This is a genomic window from Klebsiella sp. CN_Kp097, assembly GCF_040064495.1.
Classification (GTDB): Bacteria; Pseudomonadota; Gammaproteobacteria; order Enterobacterales; family Enterobacteriaceae; genus Klebsiella; species Klebsiella aerogenes.
Window position 1 is genome coordinate 1 of the sequence record NZ_JBEAIL010000011.1, and the last position, 16,799, is coordinate 16,799.

The window sequence follows — 16,799 nt, forward strand, 5'->3', positions numbered from 1 at the left end:
ACCGGGACCACGGTCCCACCTGCCGGCATGGTGGTATGAGTGTCGACCGGGACCACGGTCCCACCTACTGGCATGGTGGTATGAGTGTCGACCGGGACCACGGTCCCATCTGCCGGCATGGTGGTATGAGTGCCGACCGGGACCACGGTCCCACCTGCCGGCATGGTGGTATGAGTGACGACCGGAACCACGGTCCCACCTGCCGGCATGGTGGTATGAGTGACGACCGGGACCACGGTCCCACCTGCCGGCATGGTGGTATGAGTGTCGACCGGGACCACGGTCCCATCTGCCGGCATGGTGGTATGAGGTTACGCCAGACGGCTGCCGGTGACGCGGTGAAGTTGCCGCTGGATGACGGTCATTACACCATCAGGGAAACGGCCTACGTGATCCGTCTGGATGGTACAACCTGTCTGCAGCTGACGGATGACGGGGGTATACGCCAGACAAAAGAGGGCGATCTCGTCCAGGTGGCCAGCTGGTATCAGACTTGTTTTGATGCAGGACCGCCGGTCACCATCCAGCTGAATGAGAGTCGTGACTGAGAGATACCACATACAAGGAATGAGAACAGAAGAATGAAATTAACAGAACCCAAACTGAATACACTGATCGATAATCTGAATGCCCTGATTTGTGAGGACAACCTACTGACGCGCCAGGAGCGCGAGGATTTGGTCCGGGCCGTCGCTGCCATCGGTGCCATGAAAGCGCGCGTCAGTATGAAGAAGTCCAACGTTCCGGCAGCGTCGAAACCAAAGGAAGAGAAAAAGGAACGTGTGCCCGACCCACGTTTTCCGCATGCAGGCGAACCCTGGCGGGAAGAAGAGGGGACTATGCTGCTTGATGCCCTAGAATCCGTACCTGACGAAGCGGTGGGCGTTCATCTGTTCTGGCTGGCCGAAAAGCTGGGTCGAACCCCCTACAGTGTGGCCTGTAAGATAGCGGCTCTCCGAGACATGCCAGAAGAGTGGAAAGATCAGTACCGCAAGGTTTCGGATGATATTCGCAAGTCAGGCCTGAGCGTCAGCGATTATGTTCAGCATAACGGGCTGAATTAACTGCTTCCCGTCCTGTTCTGTCGGAACACGGGGTTGTCTCATAGACAGCTCTGAAGCGTACCACTTAAGATAAGCGACTTCTTCCCGGTGCTATTGCAGAAATTACATGACCAGACAGGGATGGCTGTTACGCCTAAGACGCTGTACTTCCAGTGACACGCTTGAAAAAGTGATAGAAAAAAACAAATACGATCTGACCGACGACGAACTGGAACCCTTTAATGCAGCTGTCGATCACCGACTGGCAGAACTGACGATGGGAAAGCTATATGACCGGGTGCCGCCAGGTGTCTGGAAATTTGTGAAATAGGATTGGGGACCTTATGAGTTACTGCTGGAACTTCGAAATTTTTAAACCGGGTCATGCCTGACAGCATACCCGGTAGCGATAATAGTGGAGACCGACAGAGGACTTCACTTTGGCTACGGGATCAGCGTCCAGCGGATGGTTTCCATCAGAAGTTGATAGTGCACAGACGGGCTTTTATCCAGCTGCAGACTATTCTTCCAACATTCATCCGAAAATTTCTCAGTTTCTCTCTCCGGCTGTGTCGCCCTTCAGGGTACAGACTAAAGGCAAGGTGGATCGAATGGTGCAGTACACCTGTAACAGCTTCTACTTCCCGTTAATGACGCGCCTGCGTCACCGTCGATGTTGAAACCGCAAACCGTTACGGCCTACGCTGGCTGTACGATATGGCCAATCAACGGAACCTGAAACTACCCAGACCCGCCTCTGCGGTCGCTGGATGGAGGAACAGCAATCCATGCTGGCACTGCCACTGGAGAAAAAACAGTATGACCTGCAGGTCGACGAAAGTCTGGTGACCTTGGACAGGCATCAGGGACACAACATATGGTAGGTAATGTATTTTGATAAGACACAACATATTGATTATCCACAGATGCTGGGGATAACCCTGTCAGTAATAGCCTTAAAGGGTTACAAATAACCTTTTATCTTTATTCATTGGTTTTTATTTGACAAAGTCTTCGGGGTTGAGTTTCGATTTCACTTCCTTCTCCTTATGCTGGTAAGCTCGCCAGGTAGTCATATACCACAGGCATATCAGCATGACGCCTACCGTAAGGTATATCCAAAATGTGAAAAAGCTTATAGTTTCTGTAGCACACAGTGTTGCCTCTAAACAATTGTCAGATACCGAGGGTTTAACAAAATATTTAACCAGCCCGTAAATAATGAGAGAAATACCGAGACATAATTCCAGAAACATAAACAACCAAGTTAATTTTTTCCTCATAACCCCTGTCCTTATTTCATTCGTTCACTCGCCAGCGCATAAACGTCACTTCGCTCCCGTTTGCCTACAGCGACAATTGCAATTATAAGTTGATTATCTATCACCTGATAGACGAGGCGATAACCAGATGCTCGCAGTTTTATTTTATAGCAATCTTTTATACCACGTAGTTTTGCTGGAGGAATGTGTGGATTTTCACAGCACTTTTTAAGTTTCTTTGCAAACTGCTGCTGAATAGTCTTATCCAGCTTGTGCCATTCTTTTAGCGCATCTTCCCTGAATTTGATGGTATATGTCATAGATACTTATCCAGGTCCACATCAAACAGCGGTTGATTACTGCGTTCAGCAACCAGTTTAATGAGTTCCTGATCATCCAGCGCATCAAGCATCTTTTCGTAGAGTTCCGCAGGCACGCAATAGAAAGCTGGCTGGTTCCGGTTAAGAATCGCTACTGGGAACCCGTCACCGGCGCTGACTGTGGCCATCGGGTTTTTTTTCAATTCACTGACGCTGGCAGTCGTATCACTCAGAATGATATGTGGCATTGTTAAACCTGTTGAGACCTGTTAAGTAGTCTTAATATTAGTGTTTTTAAGACCTTTTAACAAGTCTTTCTAGCGCCATAGAAAGAATGTGCAGTTCAGAACCGGGCTACAGGTAACTCCTTTGACGCCCACTGGGCTGATTTGGCCAGCGTTTTCGTTGCACCAAACCCGACACCGATTGTCAGGCCTGTGCCACTGAGGACGTGTCCGCGCAGCTGCCTGCCGAAATCTTCCAGATTCATGCAGTGGTCAATTCCCCGGGTATCGAGGAAACATTCATCGATTGAATACTGTTCGACGCGGGGAGATAACTCTTCCAGTAAAGCCACCACGCGGTTACTTAAGCTCGCGTACAGCTCATAATTACTCGAAAACACGTACAATTTTTCAGAAAAACGAGCATCTTTCAGCTGGAACCACGGCGTCCCCATTTTTATGGAGAGCCGTTTGGCCTCGGCGCTACGGGCGATTACACAGCCGTCATTGTTACTGAGAACCACGACCGGCTTGCCCCGCAAATCCGGCCTGAAAACCTTCTCACAGCTGGCGTAGAAGCTGTTCACGTCGGCCAGGGCAAACATCAGTCAGTACTCCGTGTTTTGTGAATAAATGCTGTGACAACGCCGAAGATTTGCAGTGTTTCAGGGTCCGGATACATGACAGGGTACGCCGGGTTCATCGCCTGCAGGGCAGGGCGGGGGGTGAGCAGCAGCCGTTTAACGGTAAATTCACCTTCTATCTCCGCTATGACGATATCTCCATGACGGGGTTGTTCTGCTTTATCAACCACCATCAGGTCACCGGATTTGAGGCCAATATCATTCATCGAGTTGCCGATAGCCCTGACAAAGTAGGTCGCGTGGCGCCGGCGAATGCAGTACTCATTGAGATCCAGTTCGGATTCTGTGTAATCAGCTGCAGGGGACGGGAAACCCGCCGGGCAACGTTCAGTAAATAGTGGGATTTTTAACTCATTAGCCTCAGATGCCGCAGGAATAAACATCATCATTATCCACCTCAAAAGCTGTATGTGTATACAGTATTATTTTCGTGGACCGTCTTTTTTCAAGTAGTCTTCTTGCGTCTGGTGCTAACCGATTGCTGTGGAAACAAAAAAAACAGTTGTTGCAGCAGGTGGAGACGCGGCAGGGCACCTTTATCTAACAAAATGTAATATAATGAATCTCATCATATTTGTGCTGTTGAGGTTCCTGTGACCCCTGGTTTCAGAAAAATTCTGCGATATGCCGGAGTTCCCGTTGATGCAACTGAGCCTGTGCGTCGGAAATTCGGTAGCCGCCTGATCCTGATAGTCACTTGTTGCCTTCTACCTTTGCTGTTCCTTGACGTCCCCCAGTGGGTTTTTGTTCTTTCGCAGATAGCCTGGGGGGCCGGGATGTACGTTGGCATCTCACTGGCCAGTGATAAGCCAGAACACCGTTAGGGATGCACACCCGGAAGAAGCCACGCAGGCTCCTTATGAGCCCCGATTTCTGCTAAATCCTCTCATCCAGCTCATCCATTTTCATACCAGGTTAGTGCAAAAAATAACCTTCTCAGCTCATTCCCGTTGGTATGCGCTCTGCAGAGATCTGCCTCCAGGTTATCCACAGAGTTAGGGGACCTGCTTTGTGGACAGGTGCAGTCCATCTGTGCCGTGCCTTCACTGTAGCCCGGCTGCGGCAGATGCAAGGGTTCGCTGACGCCGCCATCCTCGCCCGGTCGCAGTTTTTTTTATGATGCTCGCCGTTCTTCCCGTCGTTTTCTCGCTCAGGTTTCGCTCGAAAACCGTCCAGACCAGCTTCGCGCTTTATCTGCGCTGCGGCCTCCGGTGTCGCCCCTGCATCTTCCGCTTTCCGCCGGGCTGTCGTGTCGGCACGGCACAGGCCGTCACTGTCACGTTAACGGAGGTAGGAACATGCCGAACTGGTGTGCTAACAGGCTGTATTTTTATGGTGAAGAGGCAGACATTGCGGGGATCCGCAACCTGCTGTCGGGGGAACTGACCTCGCATTTTCTTCGCGCCGAACAGGAAGGGATCCAACTCTTTGTTGCAGGATGTGCCGGCATACTCCGGCCAGTAGAGGATTTTACTTATGCACCTTTTCCCGCATTGACTCAGGCGGGCAAAGGGAGCAATTCACCGGAAAATATTGCTTTCAGTCGCTGGCTGACGTCGCTGCAGGAAGAGGTTGAACTGAGCAAAGATAACTGCCATTTGTTGCATCGGCTGTGGCTGAATACGGGTATTGGCAATAAACGATTGTCATCGCTGTCACGGGAACAGCAGGGGGTGATCGAAAAACTCTATTCTGATAAATATTTTGACTGGGGATATACCTGGCGAAAAGGTGAAGTCAGTGAATGGTGGAACCGACTTTGCGATAACCCGTCGTTTTTCCCCGGACGACCGCTGGACTTCCTTCATGTTCTTCCGACCCGTCTCGATGTTGAGGTTAATGGATTTAATGGAAAACTGTTAGAGGGCATCCCGTCTGCATATGACTGGTATCTCCGGCGGTACGGTACTAAATGGCCGCAGGGAAGCGAGGTGAACATTTCTTTTTCTTGTGAGAAGGGAATTCAGGTCGATTTTGATACCCCGTGGAGCCCGCCTGATGAAGCCCTGATTGCTGAACTCAGCAGGCAGTATCACTGCTGCATTGAGCACTGGTATGCCGAACAGGGGGGCGATTTTTGTGGCTATGCCTGCTATGCAGAAGGTGAGCAGTTACAGCAGCTGCAGGATTCGCTGGAATGGGAACTGGCTGAAGAAGGGGACGATGTGTATTCCGATATTATCGGGCCTGAATGGCTGATCAACAATATCGCTCACTTTGGCGGATAGAGGAGGCGGGGCGAGCAATCGTCCCGGAACGTATGGAAAAACATATGACGGTTAAGACATTCAGGGAACGTCTGGCTGGCTACCCGGATGATGCATTGTGCTGTGGTACATTCTGGCTGGCTGAGGATTTCCTGGCGCTCGACAGTACGCTCGATGAAGAGACGATAGACGCGGCGATGGAGCTGGCGCAGGAAAGCCATGACGCGAACATCGGCTTTAACTGGGCGTTTCTGCAGGCGGTTATTGATGAATTAAAGACGTCTAATCCCGACTGACGATACACAGGCTGCCCGGAAACGGGCAGCTGTTAAGCCGGCGTTGAACGCTAAGGCCGCGGATAATGAAGTCGCCGGCTTGCCGTTGCCGCCGGCTCCGCTTCACCCGGCCCCATCCCTCCGGTTTGTGGCCTTATTGCTGCGTCTGTCGCGTTGCGACATCTGCTTCCGCTTTTCTCCCTGTGGTCGAAAAACGGGGGTGAGAAACCTCTTATCCAACCTCCTGCATCGCGACGGGTAGTGCCGTGCCTTCACTTTAGCCCGGCCGCTGCAGATGCAAGGGTTCGCTGACGCCGCCATCCTCGCCCGGTCGCAGTTTTTTTTAAGATGCTCGCCGTTCTTCCCGTCGTTTTCTCGCTCAGGTTTCGCTCGAAAACCGTCCAGACCAGCTTCGCGCTTTATCTGCGCTGCGGCCTCCGGTGTCGCCCCTGCATCTTCCGCTTTCCGCCGGGCTGTCGTGTCGGCACGGCACAACCCGGTGCCGCAATCTTATGAACCTGTGGAGGTTGCTATGTATCACGTCCATCAAACCATGCTGAATGTTGAAGAGTCCGACCGTCTGTCGTTCCTGCCGGATCTGTTTGGTAAAGATTTTCTGGCCGGAGAGATGCAGGTCTATGCGCTCGCTGAGAAACACATCACCGATTACTGCGGAGGATTCTGGCATTTCATTCGTATTCCGGAGGGTGGCGGTTACATGATGCCGGACGGTGATCGTTTCCATCTGACTAATCCGGAAAACTGGTTTGATCGTTCTGTCAGTGCCGATGCGGCAGGAATCATTATTACGGCGCTGGCGATCAACCGCCGAATCTGGTTGCACCATGAACGCGGCGACGCAGCTCTGACACGTCACCTGATGCTGCGGGAATCGCAGTTGTGGAATTTCATCGACTCCCATGACGAATGCGCTGCTATTTACGCGGCCCTGGACTGATACCACACCGGGGCGCCTGGCGCCCCGTTTAAGGAGCTAAAAATGAATGCAACAGCACCGGCCGTGTACGTGGGGACATACCATAAATATAACTGCGGCAGCATTTTCGGGAAATGGCTTGATCTGACGGATTTTGACGGCGAAGACGAATTTCTGGATACATGCCGTGAACTTCATGCTGGCGAGGACGACCCCGAGTTTATGTTTCAGGACTGGGAAGGGATCCCGTCTCAGTTTGCGTCTGAATCCTCCGTGAACTGGGAGTATATCGCGGCCTTCAAACAGGCACAGGAAGAAGGGCGTACCGACGCGTTTGTAGCCTGGGCGGAATATACCGGTGAATGCGATTATGACGCTTTCGATACCGCCTATTACGGGGAGGCAGAAAGTGAGGAAGATTTTGCTTATGGCTTTGTGGAGGATCACGGTCTGTTGAATGATGTGCCTGAATCCCTGCGCTGCTACTTCGATTATGAGGCTTACGCGCGCGATTTGTTCAGCAGCGGTTACGTGTACCACGATGGATTTGTTTTTTACAACTGAGATGGGGTGGGCAGGGGGGAACCTCTGCCACACCGCAGGCAGGTCCGGCCGCGCGAAAATCCTGGCAGGCTTCGCCTGCCGGTGAGGCGTTCCGCCGCGCCTGCGGCGCCGCGCAGCTGCCTCACCGTTGCAGGTCGCCGGGCAAGCATTAAAGGGGTAAAATCGAAATTCCCTTTCTGAATAACCGGATGATGCCAGTGTCTCAGTGGAATATTGCCGCTTTCTCAAAAGAAGATCAGGACAAAGTTTCTGTCGATAAAGCTGCCGCAGCTGTCGCCTGGCAGGAACGAATGAACAAGCCGGTGGTGCCCGAAATGGTTGAGCGTGAGCAGCCGGAGTCTCTTCGCGACTATTTCCGGGAGAGGTTGCGGGTTCACCGGCAGAACAGCCTGCAGCTGCCGCGTGCCGGTTCTCCTGAATACCAGAAAACTGACGAAGAAAACAACTGACAAACAGCTAACCCCTTATCTGGCCCCCTTCGGCTCCCGGCCAGCTCCGCTGTCCAGTCGTCGAGCCCCACTCCGCCAGGGCAGCTGCTGACGCACCTGCCGGGCTCCGCCGAACCCCTTCGGGTTTCGGGCCATACGGCTAGGGTCTGATGGCTGAGGTCAACGGCGCGCTTGCTGCGGCCGTTCCGGCCACGCCGCTTTCACCGTGCCGGCGATACAGCTGCCGTCACTCTGAAGGGCAACGCCGTTTCGCGCCCGCGCGTTCCGTCGTTGCGGCGGGTTCCTGCTCATATCCGCCCTGGTGCCGTATCACCCATTAGAGTCCTTTCGCCGGGGCTGAGACAAGCACAACCCGCCTGGCTGTCCAGGGACGGCTCTGCCTTTCGCAATAAATTTTTCCCGGCCATTCCGCTGCGCTCCATTAGACCGAAAAAAATTTCCCGCTCACCCCGGACATCTGCGTCGGGCCGTGCTCGTTTACGCCCTTGCGGCGAACGGCTCTCAAACGGGTGAAGGTAACAACCAGGGGGCAGGTTCAGCAGGTCCCCGCAAAACGTCAAAACCGCGGCCCCGGCAACTCAACGGGTGATGGTTTTAAAAGGCAAAACAACGGATTAAGGAGATTTATCATGGCAGCACGTGGCGTTAATAAAGTCATTCTGGTTGGTCATCTTGGACAGGATCCAGAGGTGCGGTATCTCCCTTCCGGTGGCGCAGTTGCCAACCTGAAGCTGGCTACGTCTGAGACGTGGACTGACAAATCTACCGGGGAGCAAAAGGAAAATACGGAATGGCACCGTGTGGTGCTGTTCGGCAAGCTCGCCGAAATCGCCGGGGAGTATCTGCGTAAAGGCGCACAGGTCTATATCGAGGGGCAGTTGCGTACCCGCACCTGGCAGGATGAACAGAACATCACCCGTTATGTCACCGAAATTCTGGTGAATAACAACGGCACCATGCAGATGCTGGGTGGACGCCGTGAAAACGCGCCAGCGCCACAGCCAGCCGAGCCGCAGTCATCTGAACCTGCTGCTCCCGCTCAGTCTCCGGCACCTTCTTCTCCGGCGAAGAAGCCACGTAAAAGCCGGACTACACCACCGCCGTCGAATCTGCCTATGGATGACGATGCCCCGTACTGATGACCCGTTTGTCCGGCCCTGCAGTGGCAGGGCCCTGATAAGGAACTGTTTATGAGCAAGTCTCTGAAAGATTTTTTAAACCAGCCAGAACGTCAGCGGGAGCCGACAGCGGAAGAACTGGAACTGGCCACTCTGCTTAACGCGAACGCGGTATCACCCGTCATCACTGCCCCGGTGCTACCGGACGGGGAATTCACCCGGCAGGACGCTGATGGCGTGGTGGCTTTCTATACCAACGTGTTTATCGAGGACGATCAGGGTACGCATTTTCGTCTCGTTGTGCGCCGTGACGGGGAAATGATCTGGCGTGCCTGGAATTTCGAAGCCGGGGCCGGGTACTGGCTGAACCGCTATATCTCCGACTACGGCACCCGAAAACAGCGGTAAGCAGTAAGAAAAAAGCCGGACAGGTGGGCTGTCCGGCAGACACTCATCAATAACTAAGAGGTATCAATTATGTCTGCAACTGAGTCTAAGGTAAAAACTGCTCCAAAAACCAGCAAAAAATCCCTTAAAGCTGCTGAAGCCGAAGCGCTGAAAGCGGCTCTCGATGTCGCACCGATTGAGTATGTCCCGGTAACGGCACTGGTGAAATCTCCCCTGAACGTCAGGACCATACCTTATCCGGAGGAGAAAGTACGCTCAATGGCAGATTCCATTGATGCGCTTGGCCTGTTGCAGAATCTGGTCGTTCATTCTCTCCCTGACGGGTTGTGTGGTGTGGCAGCAGGTGGACGTCGCCTGAAAGCCCTGCAATTGCTGCAGGATGAAAACCGTATCGATGCCGGATATCTGGTAATGGTGAAAAAGGTACCTGATGAACTGGCTGTTGCCGCATCAATGGCTGAAAACGAACAGCAGATGGCGATGCATCCGTCTGAACAGATCGCCGGGTTCCGCACTCTGGCAGAGCAGGGGAAAACCCCCGCGCAGATTGGCGATTTACTGGGGTTCGGTACCCGTCATGTTCAGCGCATGCTGAAGCTGACCGAACTGGCTCCCGAAATTCTGGATGCGCTGGCAAAGGATGAAATCACCACCGAACACTGTCAGGCGCTGGCGCTGGAGAACGATCAGGCCCGGCAGGTCGAAGTGCTGGCTACCGCACGTAAACGTGGATGGAATAACGAACCATCGGTTACCACTATCCGTGACCTGATTACTACCGAAGAAGTCTCCACTACTGGCAATAAATTTCGCTTTGTGGGAGAGGCGGCTTTCAGTCCTGAAGAGATCCGTGTTGACCTGTTCAGTAGCGAAACGGGAGGGTTTGTAAAAAGTGCTTCTCTCGATACTGCCCTGCTGGAAAAACTGCAGAACATCGCGGAGCACCTCCGCGAAGCAGAAGGCTGGTCATGGTGTGATGGTCGTCTTGACCCGATTTCTCACTACGGGAAGGACTCTAAAATCTGGCGTCTGCAGTCTGTTCCTCCTGTTGAATATTCCGGGACAGAATCAGAACGTCTTGCGGAGCTGGAAGCACTGGAAGCGCAGTATGAAGACGAGAACCCCGGCGTGAATGATGACGTCGTGGCAGAGGCTCTGGAGGCCGTCTGGGAAGAACAGCAAACCATAGTACACCGGGCAAAACACCGGGCATGGACGGATGAAGATAAGCAGACCTCCGGTGTGGTGGTTTCCTGGAATGGTCATGAAGTGACGGTACAGCGCGGAGTAGTGCTGCGCGCCGATGAAAAAACAAAGGAGAAGGATGCATCCACCGATCAGGCTCCTGAAAAAGTCGATCCGCTGGACTCTGTCAGTGTCCCGCTGCTGACGCGCCTTTCTTCTGAACGCACACTGGCGGTTCAGGCCGCCCTGTTGCAGCAGCCGCAGAAAGCCGTCGCACTGATGGTCTGGAAAATGTGTAACTCGGTTTTCCATACCACGACGTCCGTCAAAGAGCCCTTCTGCATTAGCGTGAACGTGTCGCATTACGCGCTGACCCGTGAAGCACCTGACGGTGAAAACAGCGTTGCGTTTCAGGCAATACAGGCTGAAAAAGAACGCCTTGAAGCCCTGCTGCCGGAAAACTGGCGAAAGGATATGACAACCTTCTTTACGCTCGATGGCACAACACTGATGGCGCTGATGGCTTTCTGCACCGCCTGTTCCATTGATGGTGTACAGGGCAAGGATGAATTTGGCCGTAAACATCAGAGTTCGCTGGATGGGGTGGAAAACGCCATTCAGTTTGATCTTCGCGACTGGTGGAAACCGACGGCTGATAACCTTTTCTCGCACATGAAGCAGCCACACATTGTACAGGCACTCTCTCAGGCCGGACTGACAGGCGCAGCACTGGACGCCGCGAAAATGAAGAAAAAGGATGCCGCAGAACATGCAGCGCACTTCCTGTCAAAAATCCGTTGGGTTCCGGAATGGATGACCAGTGCCGACAACCAGAAACAGCTTGCCGCAAAACCTGAACTCAGTCTGGCAACGAACCAGATCGATACAGACGCTGATTCCGATGTCGTTACCGACCATAACAACCCGGCTTGTGCCGCCTGATCACGGAAGCCGCCCCTGCGGGGGCGGCGAGAGGGAGACTGAAAAATGAAAACTGTACTTAATCTGGATGTCCTGAAAACCATGTCTGCGGAAGAACTGGAAGACTACCGCGCCGCCGGTGAAGATTTTCGCCGTGAATTAAGCCATGCCGTGATGCGTGACCTGCCTTCACCGTCAGGCTGGTCTGCCAATGCTGAATATAAAAGTGAGTTTGGCGGCTTTTTTCCGGTTCAGATCCGCTTTACGCCTGCACATGGGCACTTTGATGTTGCAGTCTGCAGCCCCGGGGAACTGAATCACCGCTGGATGGTGGTATTTGTCACCCGTGGCGGTCAGCCGTTTTCCGTTGTTCGCGCAATGGATACCTTTAATCCGGAACTGATTACTCATACGCTGGCGCTGATAGCGTGTCTTGACTCAGATGGCTATTCATTTGCCAGCATTATCAGCACGCTGGCACAGGAGGGCGCGCAATGATCCAGTCATCCCATGCTCTTGTTACCCTGAAACCAGCGCGTCAGGCTGCGCTGCAGGCTATTATGTCCGTGGAAGACGCGCGTCAGCGCGGTACCCGCCTGCCATCAATGCCCCATGTCCGGACCTTTCTGCGACTGTTGACGGGCAGCAGTCGTATTAACAGCACGGTGGCTCAGTCTATTCCCGGCCTTCACCGTGATCCGAAAGACCGCCTCTCCAGCCTGAAACAGGTGGAAGAAGCGCTGGATACGCTTATCGCCAGCCACGGCGAACACTGCCCGTTGCCGCTGTCGCAGGATGTTCAGGCTGAACTGTTTCCGGAAGTCCGTCATACCCGTACTGAACGCAGGCTACAGCGCCAGAAGATTGTATTCACCCGCAAGATGCGTCGTGAAGCGCGGCATGTCGAACAGGCCTGGTTACTTCGTCAGAATCTCCTGGGGCAGGCGGTTACCGAACTGAACTTCCAGTCTCCGGAAACCGTTGTCAGCTGGTACCGCCGGTGGGCCGACGAGTTTGACGCGAGTGAACTTGAACCTGTTTTCTGGCGCTGGCAGACGCGATTCGCTTCTCTCAGGGAACTGGTCTGGCTGCGCTGCAGTAATGCACCGTTGTACGAGATCATGCATGAAATCAGTTTTATTGTCAGGGAGTCCGGAGATAGCATCCTTGAGCGGGAACGCTGGCAGGTGCCAAATAAACTGACAGGCGGGAGATAATCATGAAATGGCGATATTCACTGCGATGGAAATTACCATCACCGTGTCCCGGGAAAGAGGTTCTGGCTATGGCTGAAGTTGAAGCCGGGCAATCAGCGCCGGAATCGATAATGTCTTTATGGATTGCCGGGGCAGGGTATGCGGTGTGTGTCGATTTTCTCAGTGACAAACCAATACGGCGCTGGAGCGAGGAAAGGAAAGCTGCAGCCCGTCGTCGTAATCTGACAGCGAGAGTGAATCGTATCGCCCCGTTATTTGTTGACGAACTGATCGAGAGGGAACTGGAGGCCCGTCCTGCATATTTTCGTGGGATATCACCGAAGTAAAGCGGTTATATAATCCCTTTTATTATGGTCCGGCGGGCACCGGTATAAGTTAAAGTTACTCAGGATGGAAACGCGTTATGACAGATATTCAGTACGCTTTTACTCATTTTTTACGAATGTTCGTTGTAATTACTGTTATTGCCGTTGGGTATGGATATCTGCTCCTTAGTATCCTTACAACCAGGAGGCTGGCGTTTATTCTACAGTTGTTGTCTCTTGTTGGGCTCAGTGCGGTATTTTCATTCCTGGTGCTCAGGAGTGACAGTATGTGGTCAGGGGCTCCGGAAGTGTCCCTGGCGATACTCTTCGGAATGTTCACGGCGACGGTTGTTTTTTACATGTTCAGTCTGCTGTTACGTGCCTTTGAGCGACTTATAGCCCAATGATATTCATGGTCAAAGGTGTTGCAGAACCAGTATAATCGCCGCGGCGCTTGAGGCTTTTTGCCTCATGACGTGAAGGTGGTTTGTTGCCGTGTTGTGTGGCAGAAAGCAGAAAGCCCCGTAGTTAATTTTCATTAACCCACGAGGCCCCCTGTATGTCTCATCAACAACAGTATGGCCTCTTACCGTGCTTAATGCAAGGAGGAGTAAACCATGAAACTGCCGCGAAGTACCGTTATCTGGTGCGTACTGATAGTGTGTCTCACACTGCTGATATTCACTTACCTGACGCGGAAATCGCTTTGCGAAATTCGCCTGAGGGACGGACAACGGGAGGTCGCTGCAATTCTGGCTTACGAATCCAACGGTAAGTAGCAACCTGGAGGCGGGGGAAGCCCCGCCTTTTCAGGGCTGAGTTGGTTTGACATGCCTGAAGCGCCTTTATGAAGGGGTTACCGGTTCGCCGGTAGCCCCTTTTTCCTGTCTGTTAATAACATCTGGCCCCCTTCGGCTCCTGATCAGCTGCGCTGCTCAGTCGTCGAGCCCCACTCCGCCAGGGCAGCTGCTGCGCACCTGCCGGGCTCCGCCGAACCCCTTCGGGTTTCGGGCCATACGGCTAGGGTCTGATGGCTGAGGTCAACGGCGCGCTTGCTGCGGCCGTTCCGGCCACGCCGCTTTCACCGTGCCGGCGATACAGCTGCCGTCACTCTGAAGGGCAACGCCGTTTCGCGCCCGCGCGTTCCGTCGTTGCGGCGGGTTCCTGCTCATATCCACCCTGGTGCCGTATCACCCATTTGAGTCCTTTCGCCGGGGCTGAGACAAGCACAACCCGCCTGGCTGTCCAGGGACGGCTCTGCCTTTCGCAATAAATTTTCCCCGGCCATTCCGCTGCGCTTCATTAGACCGAAAAAAATTTCCTGCTCACCCCGGACATCTGCGTCGGGCCGTGCTCGTTTACGCCCTTGCGGCGAACGGCTCTCAAACGGGTGAAGGTAACAACCAGGGGGCAGGTTCAGCAGGTCCCCGCAAAACGTCAAAACCGCGGCCCCGGCAACTCAACGGGTGATGGTTTTGAAAACCTGAAAACCAGACAGGAGGAAAAAACAGGATGAGCACACAAAACGACAGCGTAAAAGCCGCCACCAGAGAATCTGCCAAAAGATGGGGGACAGACCCGAAAGCGCGTCTGGCCTGTGTTATAGCGGAACAAAAGGCATATCTGGCCGAGCTTTGCGGCATTAAGGAAATTCAGCTGACTGAGCATGAAGAGGCTGAGGAAATCAGCGACATCCTGTGCGCCATGAGTAAAAACGTCTGGTATGAGGGAGTTCTGGACTGGATGCGCGAAAAGCCTCTGCTGTCATTTCATGTTGTTCAGCCCTGGTTACAGGCTAAAGCATATGCCGTCCAGCTTTATGGTGAAACGGGGCTGGCTGCGTGGACGTATGCAGATAAGAGCCTTAAGGACAATATGATTTTTGAACGCGCCATGCTGGCAGAGTAAACGAGCAGATCCTACTACGCACGGCGGCAGGGTATGTCGCCAACAACCACAGAAGGAAAATCCATGTACTTACACCTTACTGAATCATCTGCCGTTCCCGGTATGCAGGCTACTGCCGAAGCTGAACGCGCGTACTGGCTACGCCGTCAGGAACAGGCCGTAACAAAGCCTTCTGAAATTGACGTGCACGCCTTTCATAACGCGCTGGGGCTGATGTATCCACTGAACTGGTCAACAAGTGAAAACAATGACTGGGAGACGTTCATGATGGCGGAAGTGACTTGCGGAGAAGTGACCGAAATTTATGCCCGGACCGGTGCGAGATATTTCCGGTTTCGGGATGTATGCCGCCTGAGCCATGCGCAAATTAAAACGCGCATTAAGGAGGAATTCAACCTGTTTCAAAAATGAAAAAAGCAGGCTTAGGCCTGCTCATTCCACGCCGGATACGTACCCGCAAAAGTTTGCATCCGGCATATGTAAAACCAACATGGAGATTAAACCATGCAATTTGACCCTCAAATCGTCGCACAGGCGAACGAGTTTGTAAATGCCTTGCGTAGCGGTAAGCGCGCCCACGTTCCGGCAATGAGCCTGGAATACTGGCAGCAGTTTATGACCACCGTATACGCAGGTCTCGGCCTCGCGTGATGTGAAACCGCCACCCCAAATGGGGTGGCATTTTCGGGAGTAAATTTCATGTCACAGCTTAGTTTTATTGATGTTTTCGATATGGCGAGAGAGACGCCACAACCTGTTGAAAAACCATGCCAGCCAGAAAAGGCACATTTTTCGGCTGTCCATAACCTGATAACGGCCCAGTACAACCGGAACAAATTTGTCAGCGTATTTAAAGATACGGGCCGACATCGTCACCGCTGGGAAGTATTCAGCGATTTTCTGGCGCTGGCTGCAAGTGAGCTTGATATTGCCGGGATCAGAACGCCGCAAAGTATCGAGCGATGCCGGAAAATATGCGAACGTTACGAGCCATCTGATATCGAGAAGATGCATGAACTCTTTAGTCTGATGGTATCCGCGCTTGAGGCAAAGTTTCATGATTTTCTGGGAGCGATATTTATGGAACTGGAACTGGGCGACGGAGGAAGAGGGCAATATTTTACCCCTTACAGCGTCCAGACGCTGATGGCCAGAATGCTGATGCCAGGTATTACCGAGACTATCAGGCGCGAAGGCATCATTACCGTCAGCGATCCCGCCAGTGGTTCCGCCGGGATGCTGATAGCCTATGCAGAATGTCTGCTTGAAGCGGATATTAATCCTTCAGTGCATATGTTTGGCAGCTGTATCGATATCGATCCGGTTGCCGCTGATATGGCATTTATCCAGCTTTCCCTACTGGGAATAGCAGCTGAGGTTATCACCGGGAATACACTCACAATGCAATTAAGTCGGGTACGCTATACGCCAGTGTATTACCTGAATAACTTCGAAGAAAAACTAGCAAGCCAGGCGCGCATTAAAGCGATGCTTAACTTTATCCGCGGGATGCCTGAAGCTGCGTAGATAGTATCAGGCAGGGGAGACCTCCTGCCTGCACCGTAAAAAGCCGCGCGCCTGCGGCGCCAAAAGGGCAGGCTGCGCTGACGCGCCGCCTTGCCCTTTATAACGCGCTGTCCCTGAAATATTCCTACCCTTTTTCCTATTCAGTTTTTGTCTCCTGCTCCTGCTCCTGCTCCTGCTCTGAATTCTGATGTATTCAATAACAGGTAAAACAGATCTGGCCCCCTTCGGCTCCTGATCAGCTGCGCTGCTCAGTCGTCGAGCCCCACTCCGCCAGGGCAGCTGCTG

At 53.1% G+C, this 16,799-nt stretch carries 25 protein-coding genes and 4 pseudogenes; 22 read left to right on the plus strand and 7 right to left on the minus strand.

The genetic code is table 11. The features are described from left to right. Nucleotides 1-209: hypothetical protein (locus ABLV07_RS16060; protein WP_348861473.1), on the minus strand; the 209-nt coding region annotated here is incomplete at its 3' end. Nucleotides 210-311: 102 nt separating this feature from the next. Here ABLV07_RS16060 and ABLV07_RS16065 point away from each other — a divergent pair. The 4 genes and pseudogenes from ABLV07_RS16065 to ABLV07_RS16080 form a co-directional block, all read left to right on the plus strand. Beyond that, nucleotides 312-548, plus strand: a pseudogene (locus ABLV07_RS16065) (hypothetical protein); the annotation flags it as partial. 33 nt (nt 549-581) lie between these two features. Continuing rightward, entirely contained in the window at nt 582-1,064 is a 483-nt protein-coding gene (locus ABLV07_RS16070; protein ID WP_047047498.1) for a hypothetical protein, read from the plus strand. 106 nt (nt 1,065-1,170) lie between these two features. Continuing rightward, entirely contained in the window at nt 1,171-1,374 is a 204-nt protein-coding gene (gene hha, locus ABLV07_RS16075) for a hemolysin expression modulator Hha (RefSeq protein ID WP_315709290.1), read from the plus strand. Between the two features lie 229 nt (nt 1,375-1,603). Continuing rightward, nucleotides 1,604-1,927, plus strand: a pseudogene (locus ABLV07_RS16080) (IS21 family transposase); the annotation flags it as partial. A 410-nt stretch (nt 1,928-2,337) separates the two neighbouring features. On the opposite strand, the gene ABLV07_RS16085 reads toward ABLV07_RS16080, so the two are convergent. From ABLV07_RS16085 to umuD, 4 genes and pseudogenes are all read right to left on the minus strand, one after another. Continuing rightward, nucleotides 2,338-2,625, minus strand: coding sequence for a type II toxin-antitoxin system RelE/ParE family toxin (locus tag ABLV07_RS16085; RefSeq protein WP_348853776.1), 288 nt, complete (start codon nt 2,623-2,625; stop codon nt 2,338-2,340). Then, nucleotides 2,622-2,873 carry a hypothetical protein gene (locus tag ABLV07_RS16090; RefSeq protein ID WP_023317799.1) on the minus strand — a complete coding sequence of 84 codons (252 nt, stop codon included), beginning with the start codon at nt 2,871-2,873 and terminating at the stop codon, nt 2,622-2,624. Before ABLV07_RS16090 ends, ABLV07_RS16085 begins: the two co-directional genes overlap by 4 nt. 116 nt (nt 2,874-2,989) lie before the next feature. Further along, nucleotides 2,990-3,454, minus strand: a pseudogene (locus ABLV07_RS16095) (DNA polymerase V subunit UmuC); the annotation flags it as partial. After that, a complete protein-coding gene (umuD, locus tag ABLV07_RS16100) occupies nt 3,454-3,879 on the minus strand; it encodes a translesion error-prone DNA polymerase V autoproteolytic subunit (protein WP_348853789.1) in 426 nt (141 codons plus the stop codon). The gene umuD and the pseudogene ABLV07_RS16095, both read right to left, overlap by 1 nt. 207 nt (nt 3,880-4,086) lie before the next feature. On the opposite strand from umuD, the gene ABLV07_RS16105 reads away from it, so the two are divergent. From ABLV07_RS16105 to ABLV07_RS16130, 6 genes are all read left to right on the plus strand, one after another. Beyond that, nucleotides 4,087-4,317 carry a hypothetical protein gene (locus tag ABLV07_RS16105; RefSeq protein ID WP_072057463.1) on the plus strand — a complete coding sequence of 77 codons (231 nt, stop codon included), beginning with the start codon at nt 4,087-4,089 and terminating at the stop codon, nt 4,315-4,317. 474 nt (nt 4,318-4,791) lie between these two features. Then, on the plus strand, nt 4,792-5,721 hold the full coding sequence (locus tag ABLV07_RS16110; RefSeq protein ID WP_348853778.1) for a DUF1281 domain-containing protein: 930 nt from the start codon (nt 4,792-4,794) through the stop codon (nt 5,719-5,721). A 44-nt stretch (nt 5,722-5,765) separates the two neighbouring features. Beyond that, nucleotides 5,766-5,996 carry a hypothetical protein gene (locus tag ABLV07_RS16115; RefSeq protein WP_329503086.1) on the plus strand — a complete coding sequence of 77 codons (231 nt, stop codon included), beginning with the start codon at nt 5,766-5,768 and terminating at the stop codon, nt 5,994-5,996. 511 nt (nt 5,997-6,507) lie between these two features. Further along, nucleotides 6,508-6,933, plus strand: a complete 426-nt coding sequence (locus ABLV07_RS16120; RefSeq protein WP_047063321.1) for an antirestriction protein — start codon at nt 6,508-6,510, stop codon at nt 6,931-6,933. A gap of 42 nt (nt 6,934-6,975) precedes the next feature. After that, entirely contained in the window at nt 6,976-7,476 is a 501-nt protein-coding gene (locus ABLV07_RS16125; protein WP_087859285.1) for an antirestriction protein ArdA, read from the plus strand. A gap of 197 nt (nt 7,477-7,673) precedes the next feature. Then, complete coding sequence (locus ABLV07_RS16130; RefSeq protein WP_161953543.1) at nt 7,674-7,925, plus strand: DNA polymerase III subunit theta; 252 nt, start codon at nt 7,674-7,676, stop codon at nt 7,923-7,925. A gap of 159 nt (nt 7,926-8,084) precedes the next feature. Here ABLV07_RS16130 and ABLV07_RS16135 read toward each other — a convergent pair whose 3' ends face one another. Continuing rightward, nucleotides 8,085-8,216, minus strand: a complete 132-nt coding sequence (locus ABLV07_RS16135; protein WP_255344245.1) for a hypothetical protein — start codon at nt 8,214-8,216, stop codon at nt 8,085-8,087. A gap of 338 nt (nt 8,217-8,554) precedes the next feature. Here ABLV07_RS16135 and ssb point away from each other — a divergent pair, with 338 nt between their 5' ends. The 8 genes and pseudogenes from ssb (at nt 8,555) to ABLV07_RS16175 (ending at nt 13,858) form a co-directional block, all read left to right on the plus strand. Then, complete coding sequence (gene ssb, locus ABLV07_RS16140; RefSeq protein ID WP_348853780.1) at nt 8,555-9,064, plus strand: single-stranded DNA-binding protein; 510 nt, start codon at nt 8,555-8,557, stop codon at nt 9,062-9,064. Between the two features lie 162 nt (nt 9,065-9,226). Continuing rightward, nucleotides 9,227-9,451: a DUF905 domain-containing protein gene (locus ABLV07_RS16145; RefSeq protein ID WP_047047796.1), complete on the plus strand. Its 225-nt coding sequence runs from the start codon at nt 9,227-9,229 to the stop codon at nt 9,449-9,451. Nucleotides 9,452-9,520: 69 nt separating this feature from the next. Further along, nucleotides 9,521-11,578 (plus strand): ParB/RepB/Spo0J family partition protein, encoded by a 2,058-nt coding sequence (locus tag ABLV07_RS16150; protein ID WP_348853781.1) that lies wholly within the window; start codon nt 9,521-9,523, stop codon nt 11,576-11,578. Between the two features lie 45 nt (nt 11,579-11,623). After that, nucleotides 11,624-12,055: a conjugation system SOS inhibitor PsiB gene (gene psiB / locus ABLV07_RS16155; RefSeq protein ID WP_047063361.1), complete on the plus strand. Its 432-nt coding sequence runs from the start codon at nt 11,624-11,626 to the stop codon at nt 12,053-12,055. After that, on the plus strand, nt 12,052-12,774 hold the full coding sequence (locus ABLV07_RS16160; RefSeq protein ID WP_348853783.1) for a plasmid SOS inhibition protein A: 723 nt from the start codon (nt 12,052-12,054) through the stop codon (nt 12,772-12,774). The genes psiB and ABLV07_RS16160 overlap by 4 nt, the downstream gene beginning before the upstream one ends. Before the next feature lie 2 nt (nt 12,775-12,776). Then, nucleotides 12,777-13,100: a theronine dehydrogenase gene (locus tag ABLV07_RS16165; protein ID WP_329503084.1), complete on the plus strand. Its 324-nt coding sequence runs from the start codon at nt 12,777-12,779 to the stop codon at nt 13,098-13,100. A gap of 577 nt (nt 13,101-13,677) precedes the next feature. Next, nucleotides 13,678-13,788: pseudogene (locus tag ABLV07_RS16170) on the plus strand (DUF5431 family protein); the annotation flags it as partial. Beyond that, nucleotides 13,736-13,858, plus strand: coding sequence for a type I toxin-antitoxin system Hok family toxin (locus ABLV07_RS16175; protein WP_176483648.1), 123 nt, complete (start codon nt 13,736-13,738; stop codon nt 13,856-13,858). The pseudogene ABLV07_RS16170 and the gene ABLV07_RS16175, both read left to right, overlap by 53 nt. 261 nt (nt 13,859-14,119) lie before the next feature. Here ABLV07_RS16175 and ABLV07_RS16180 read toward each other — a convergent pair whose 3' ends face one another. Continuing rightward, nucleotides 14,120-14,251 (minus strand): hypothetical protein, encoded by a 132-nt coding sequence (locus tag ABLV07_RS16180; protein ID WP_255344245.1) that lies wholly within the window; start codon nt 14,249-14,251, stop codon nt 14,120-14,122. Between the two features lie 340 nt (nt 14,252-14,591). On the opposite strand from ABLV07_RS16180, the gene ABLV07_RS16185 reads away from it, so the two are divergent. The 4 genes from ABLV07_RS16185 to ABLV07_RS16200 all read left to right on the plus strand — a co-directional run bounded on the left by ABLV07_RS16185 (nt 14,592) and on the right by ABLV07_RS16200 (nt 16,514). Next, a complete protein-coding gene (locus ABLV07_RS16185) occupies nt 14,592-14,987 on the plus strand; it encodes a hypothetical protein (protein ID WP_047047640.1) in 396 nt (131 codons plus the stop codon). Nucleotides 14,988-15,050: 63 nt separating this feature from the next. Beyond that, the gene (locus tag ABLV07_RS16190) at nt 15,051-15,398 is read left to right on the plus strand and encodes a hypothetical protein (RefSeq protein ID WP_325896833.1); all 348 of its coding nucleotides are present in this window, start codon (nt 15,051-15,053) and stop codon (nt 15,396-15,398) included. 93 nt (nt 15,399-15,491) lie between these two features. Then, on the plus strand, nt 15,492-15,638 hold the full coding sequence (locus tag ABLV07_RS16195; RefSeq protein ID WP_047063287.1) for a hypothetical protein: 147 nt from the start codon (nt 15,492-15,494) through the stop codon (nt 15,636-15,638). A gap of 48 nt (nt 15,639-15,686) precedes the next feature. Then, nucleotides 15,687-16,514 (plus strand): N-6 DNA methylase, encoded by an 828-nt coding sequence (locus tag ABLV07_RS16200; RefSeq protein ID WP_348853785.1) that lies wholly within the window; start codon nt 15,687-15,689, stop codon nt 16,512-16,514. Nucleotides 16,515-16,799: the final 285 nt, after the last annotated feature.

Coding starts and splice junctions, on each gene's coding strand:
- ABLV07_RS16070 (WP_047047498.1), top strand. CDS start 582: ATGAAATTAACAGAACCCAAACTGAATACACTGATCGATAATCTGAAT.
- hha (WP_315709290.1), top strand. CDS start 1,171: ATGACCAGACAGGGATGGCTGTTACGCCTAAGACGCTGTACTTCCAGT.
- ABLV07_RS16085 (WP_348853776.1), bottom strand. CDS start 2,625: ATGACATATACCATCAAATTCAGGGAAGATGCGCTAAAAGAATGGCAC.
- ABLV07_RS16090 (WP_023317799.1), bottom strand. CDS start 2,873: ATGCCACATATCATTCTGAGTGATACGACTGCCAGCGTCAGTGAATTG.
- umuD (WP_348853789.1), bottom strand. CDS start 3,879: ATGATGTTTATTCCTGCGGCATCTGAGGCTAATGAGTTAAAAATCCCA.
- ABLV07_RS16110 (WP_348853778.1), top strand. CDS start 4,792: ATGCCGAACTGGTGTGCTAACAGGCTGTATTTTTATGGTGAAGAGGCA.
- ABLV07_RS16115 (WP_329503086.1), top strand. CDS start 5,766: ATGACGGTTAAGACATTCAGGGAACGTCTGGCTGGCTACCCGGATGAT.
- ABLV07_RS16120 (WP_047063321.1), top strand. CDS start 6,508: ATGTATCACGTCCATCAAACCATGCTGAATGTTGAAGAGTCCGACCGT.
- ABLV07_RS16125 (WP_087859285.1), top strand. CDS start 6,976: ATGAATGCAACAGCACCGGCCGTGTACGTGGGGACATACCATAAATAT.
- ABLV07_RS16135 (WP_255344245.1), bottom strand. CDS start 8,216: ATGAGCAGGAACCCGCCGCAACGACGGAACGCGCGGGCGCGAAACGGC.
- ssb (WP_348853780.1), top strand. CDS start 8,555: ATGGCAGCACGTGGCGTTAATAAAGTCATTCTGGTTGGTCATCTTGGA.
- ABLV07_RS16150 (WP_348853781.1), top strand. CDS start 9,521: ATGTCTGCAACTGAGTCTAAGGTAAAAACTGCTCCAAAAACCAGCAAA.
- psiB (WP_047063361.1), top strand. CDS start 11,624: ATGAAAACTGTACTTAATCTGGATGTCCTGAAAACCATGTCTGCGGAA.
- ABLV07_RS16160 (WP_348853783.1), top strand. CDS start 12,052: ATGATCCAGTCATCCCATGCTCTTGTTACCCTGAAACCAGCGCGTCAG.
- ABLV07_RS16165 (WP_329503084.1), top strand. CDS start 12,777: ATGAAATGGCGATATTCACTGCGATGGAAATTACCATCACCGTGTCCC.
- ABLV07_RS16180 (WP_255344245.1), bottom strand. CDS start 14,251: ATGAGCAGGAACCCGCCGCAACGACGGAACGCGCGGGCGCGAAACGGC.
- ABLV07_RS16185 (WP_047047640.1), top strand. CDS start 14,592: ATGAGCACACAAAACGACAGCGTAAAAGCCGCCACCAGAGAATCTGCC.
- ABLV07_RS16190 (WP_325896833.1), top strand. CDS start 15,051: ATGTACTTACACCTTACTGAATCATCTGCCGTTCCCGGTATGCAGGCT.
- ABLV07_RS16195 (WP_047063287.1), top strand. CDS start 15,492: ATGCAATTTGACCCTCAAATCGTCGCACAGGCGAACGAGTTTGTAAAT.
- ABLV07_RS16200 (WP_348853785.1), top strand. CDS start 15,687: ATGTCACAGCTTAGTTTTATTGATGTTTTCGATATGGCGAGAGAGACG.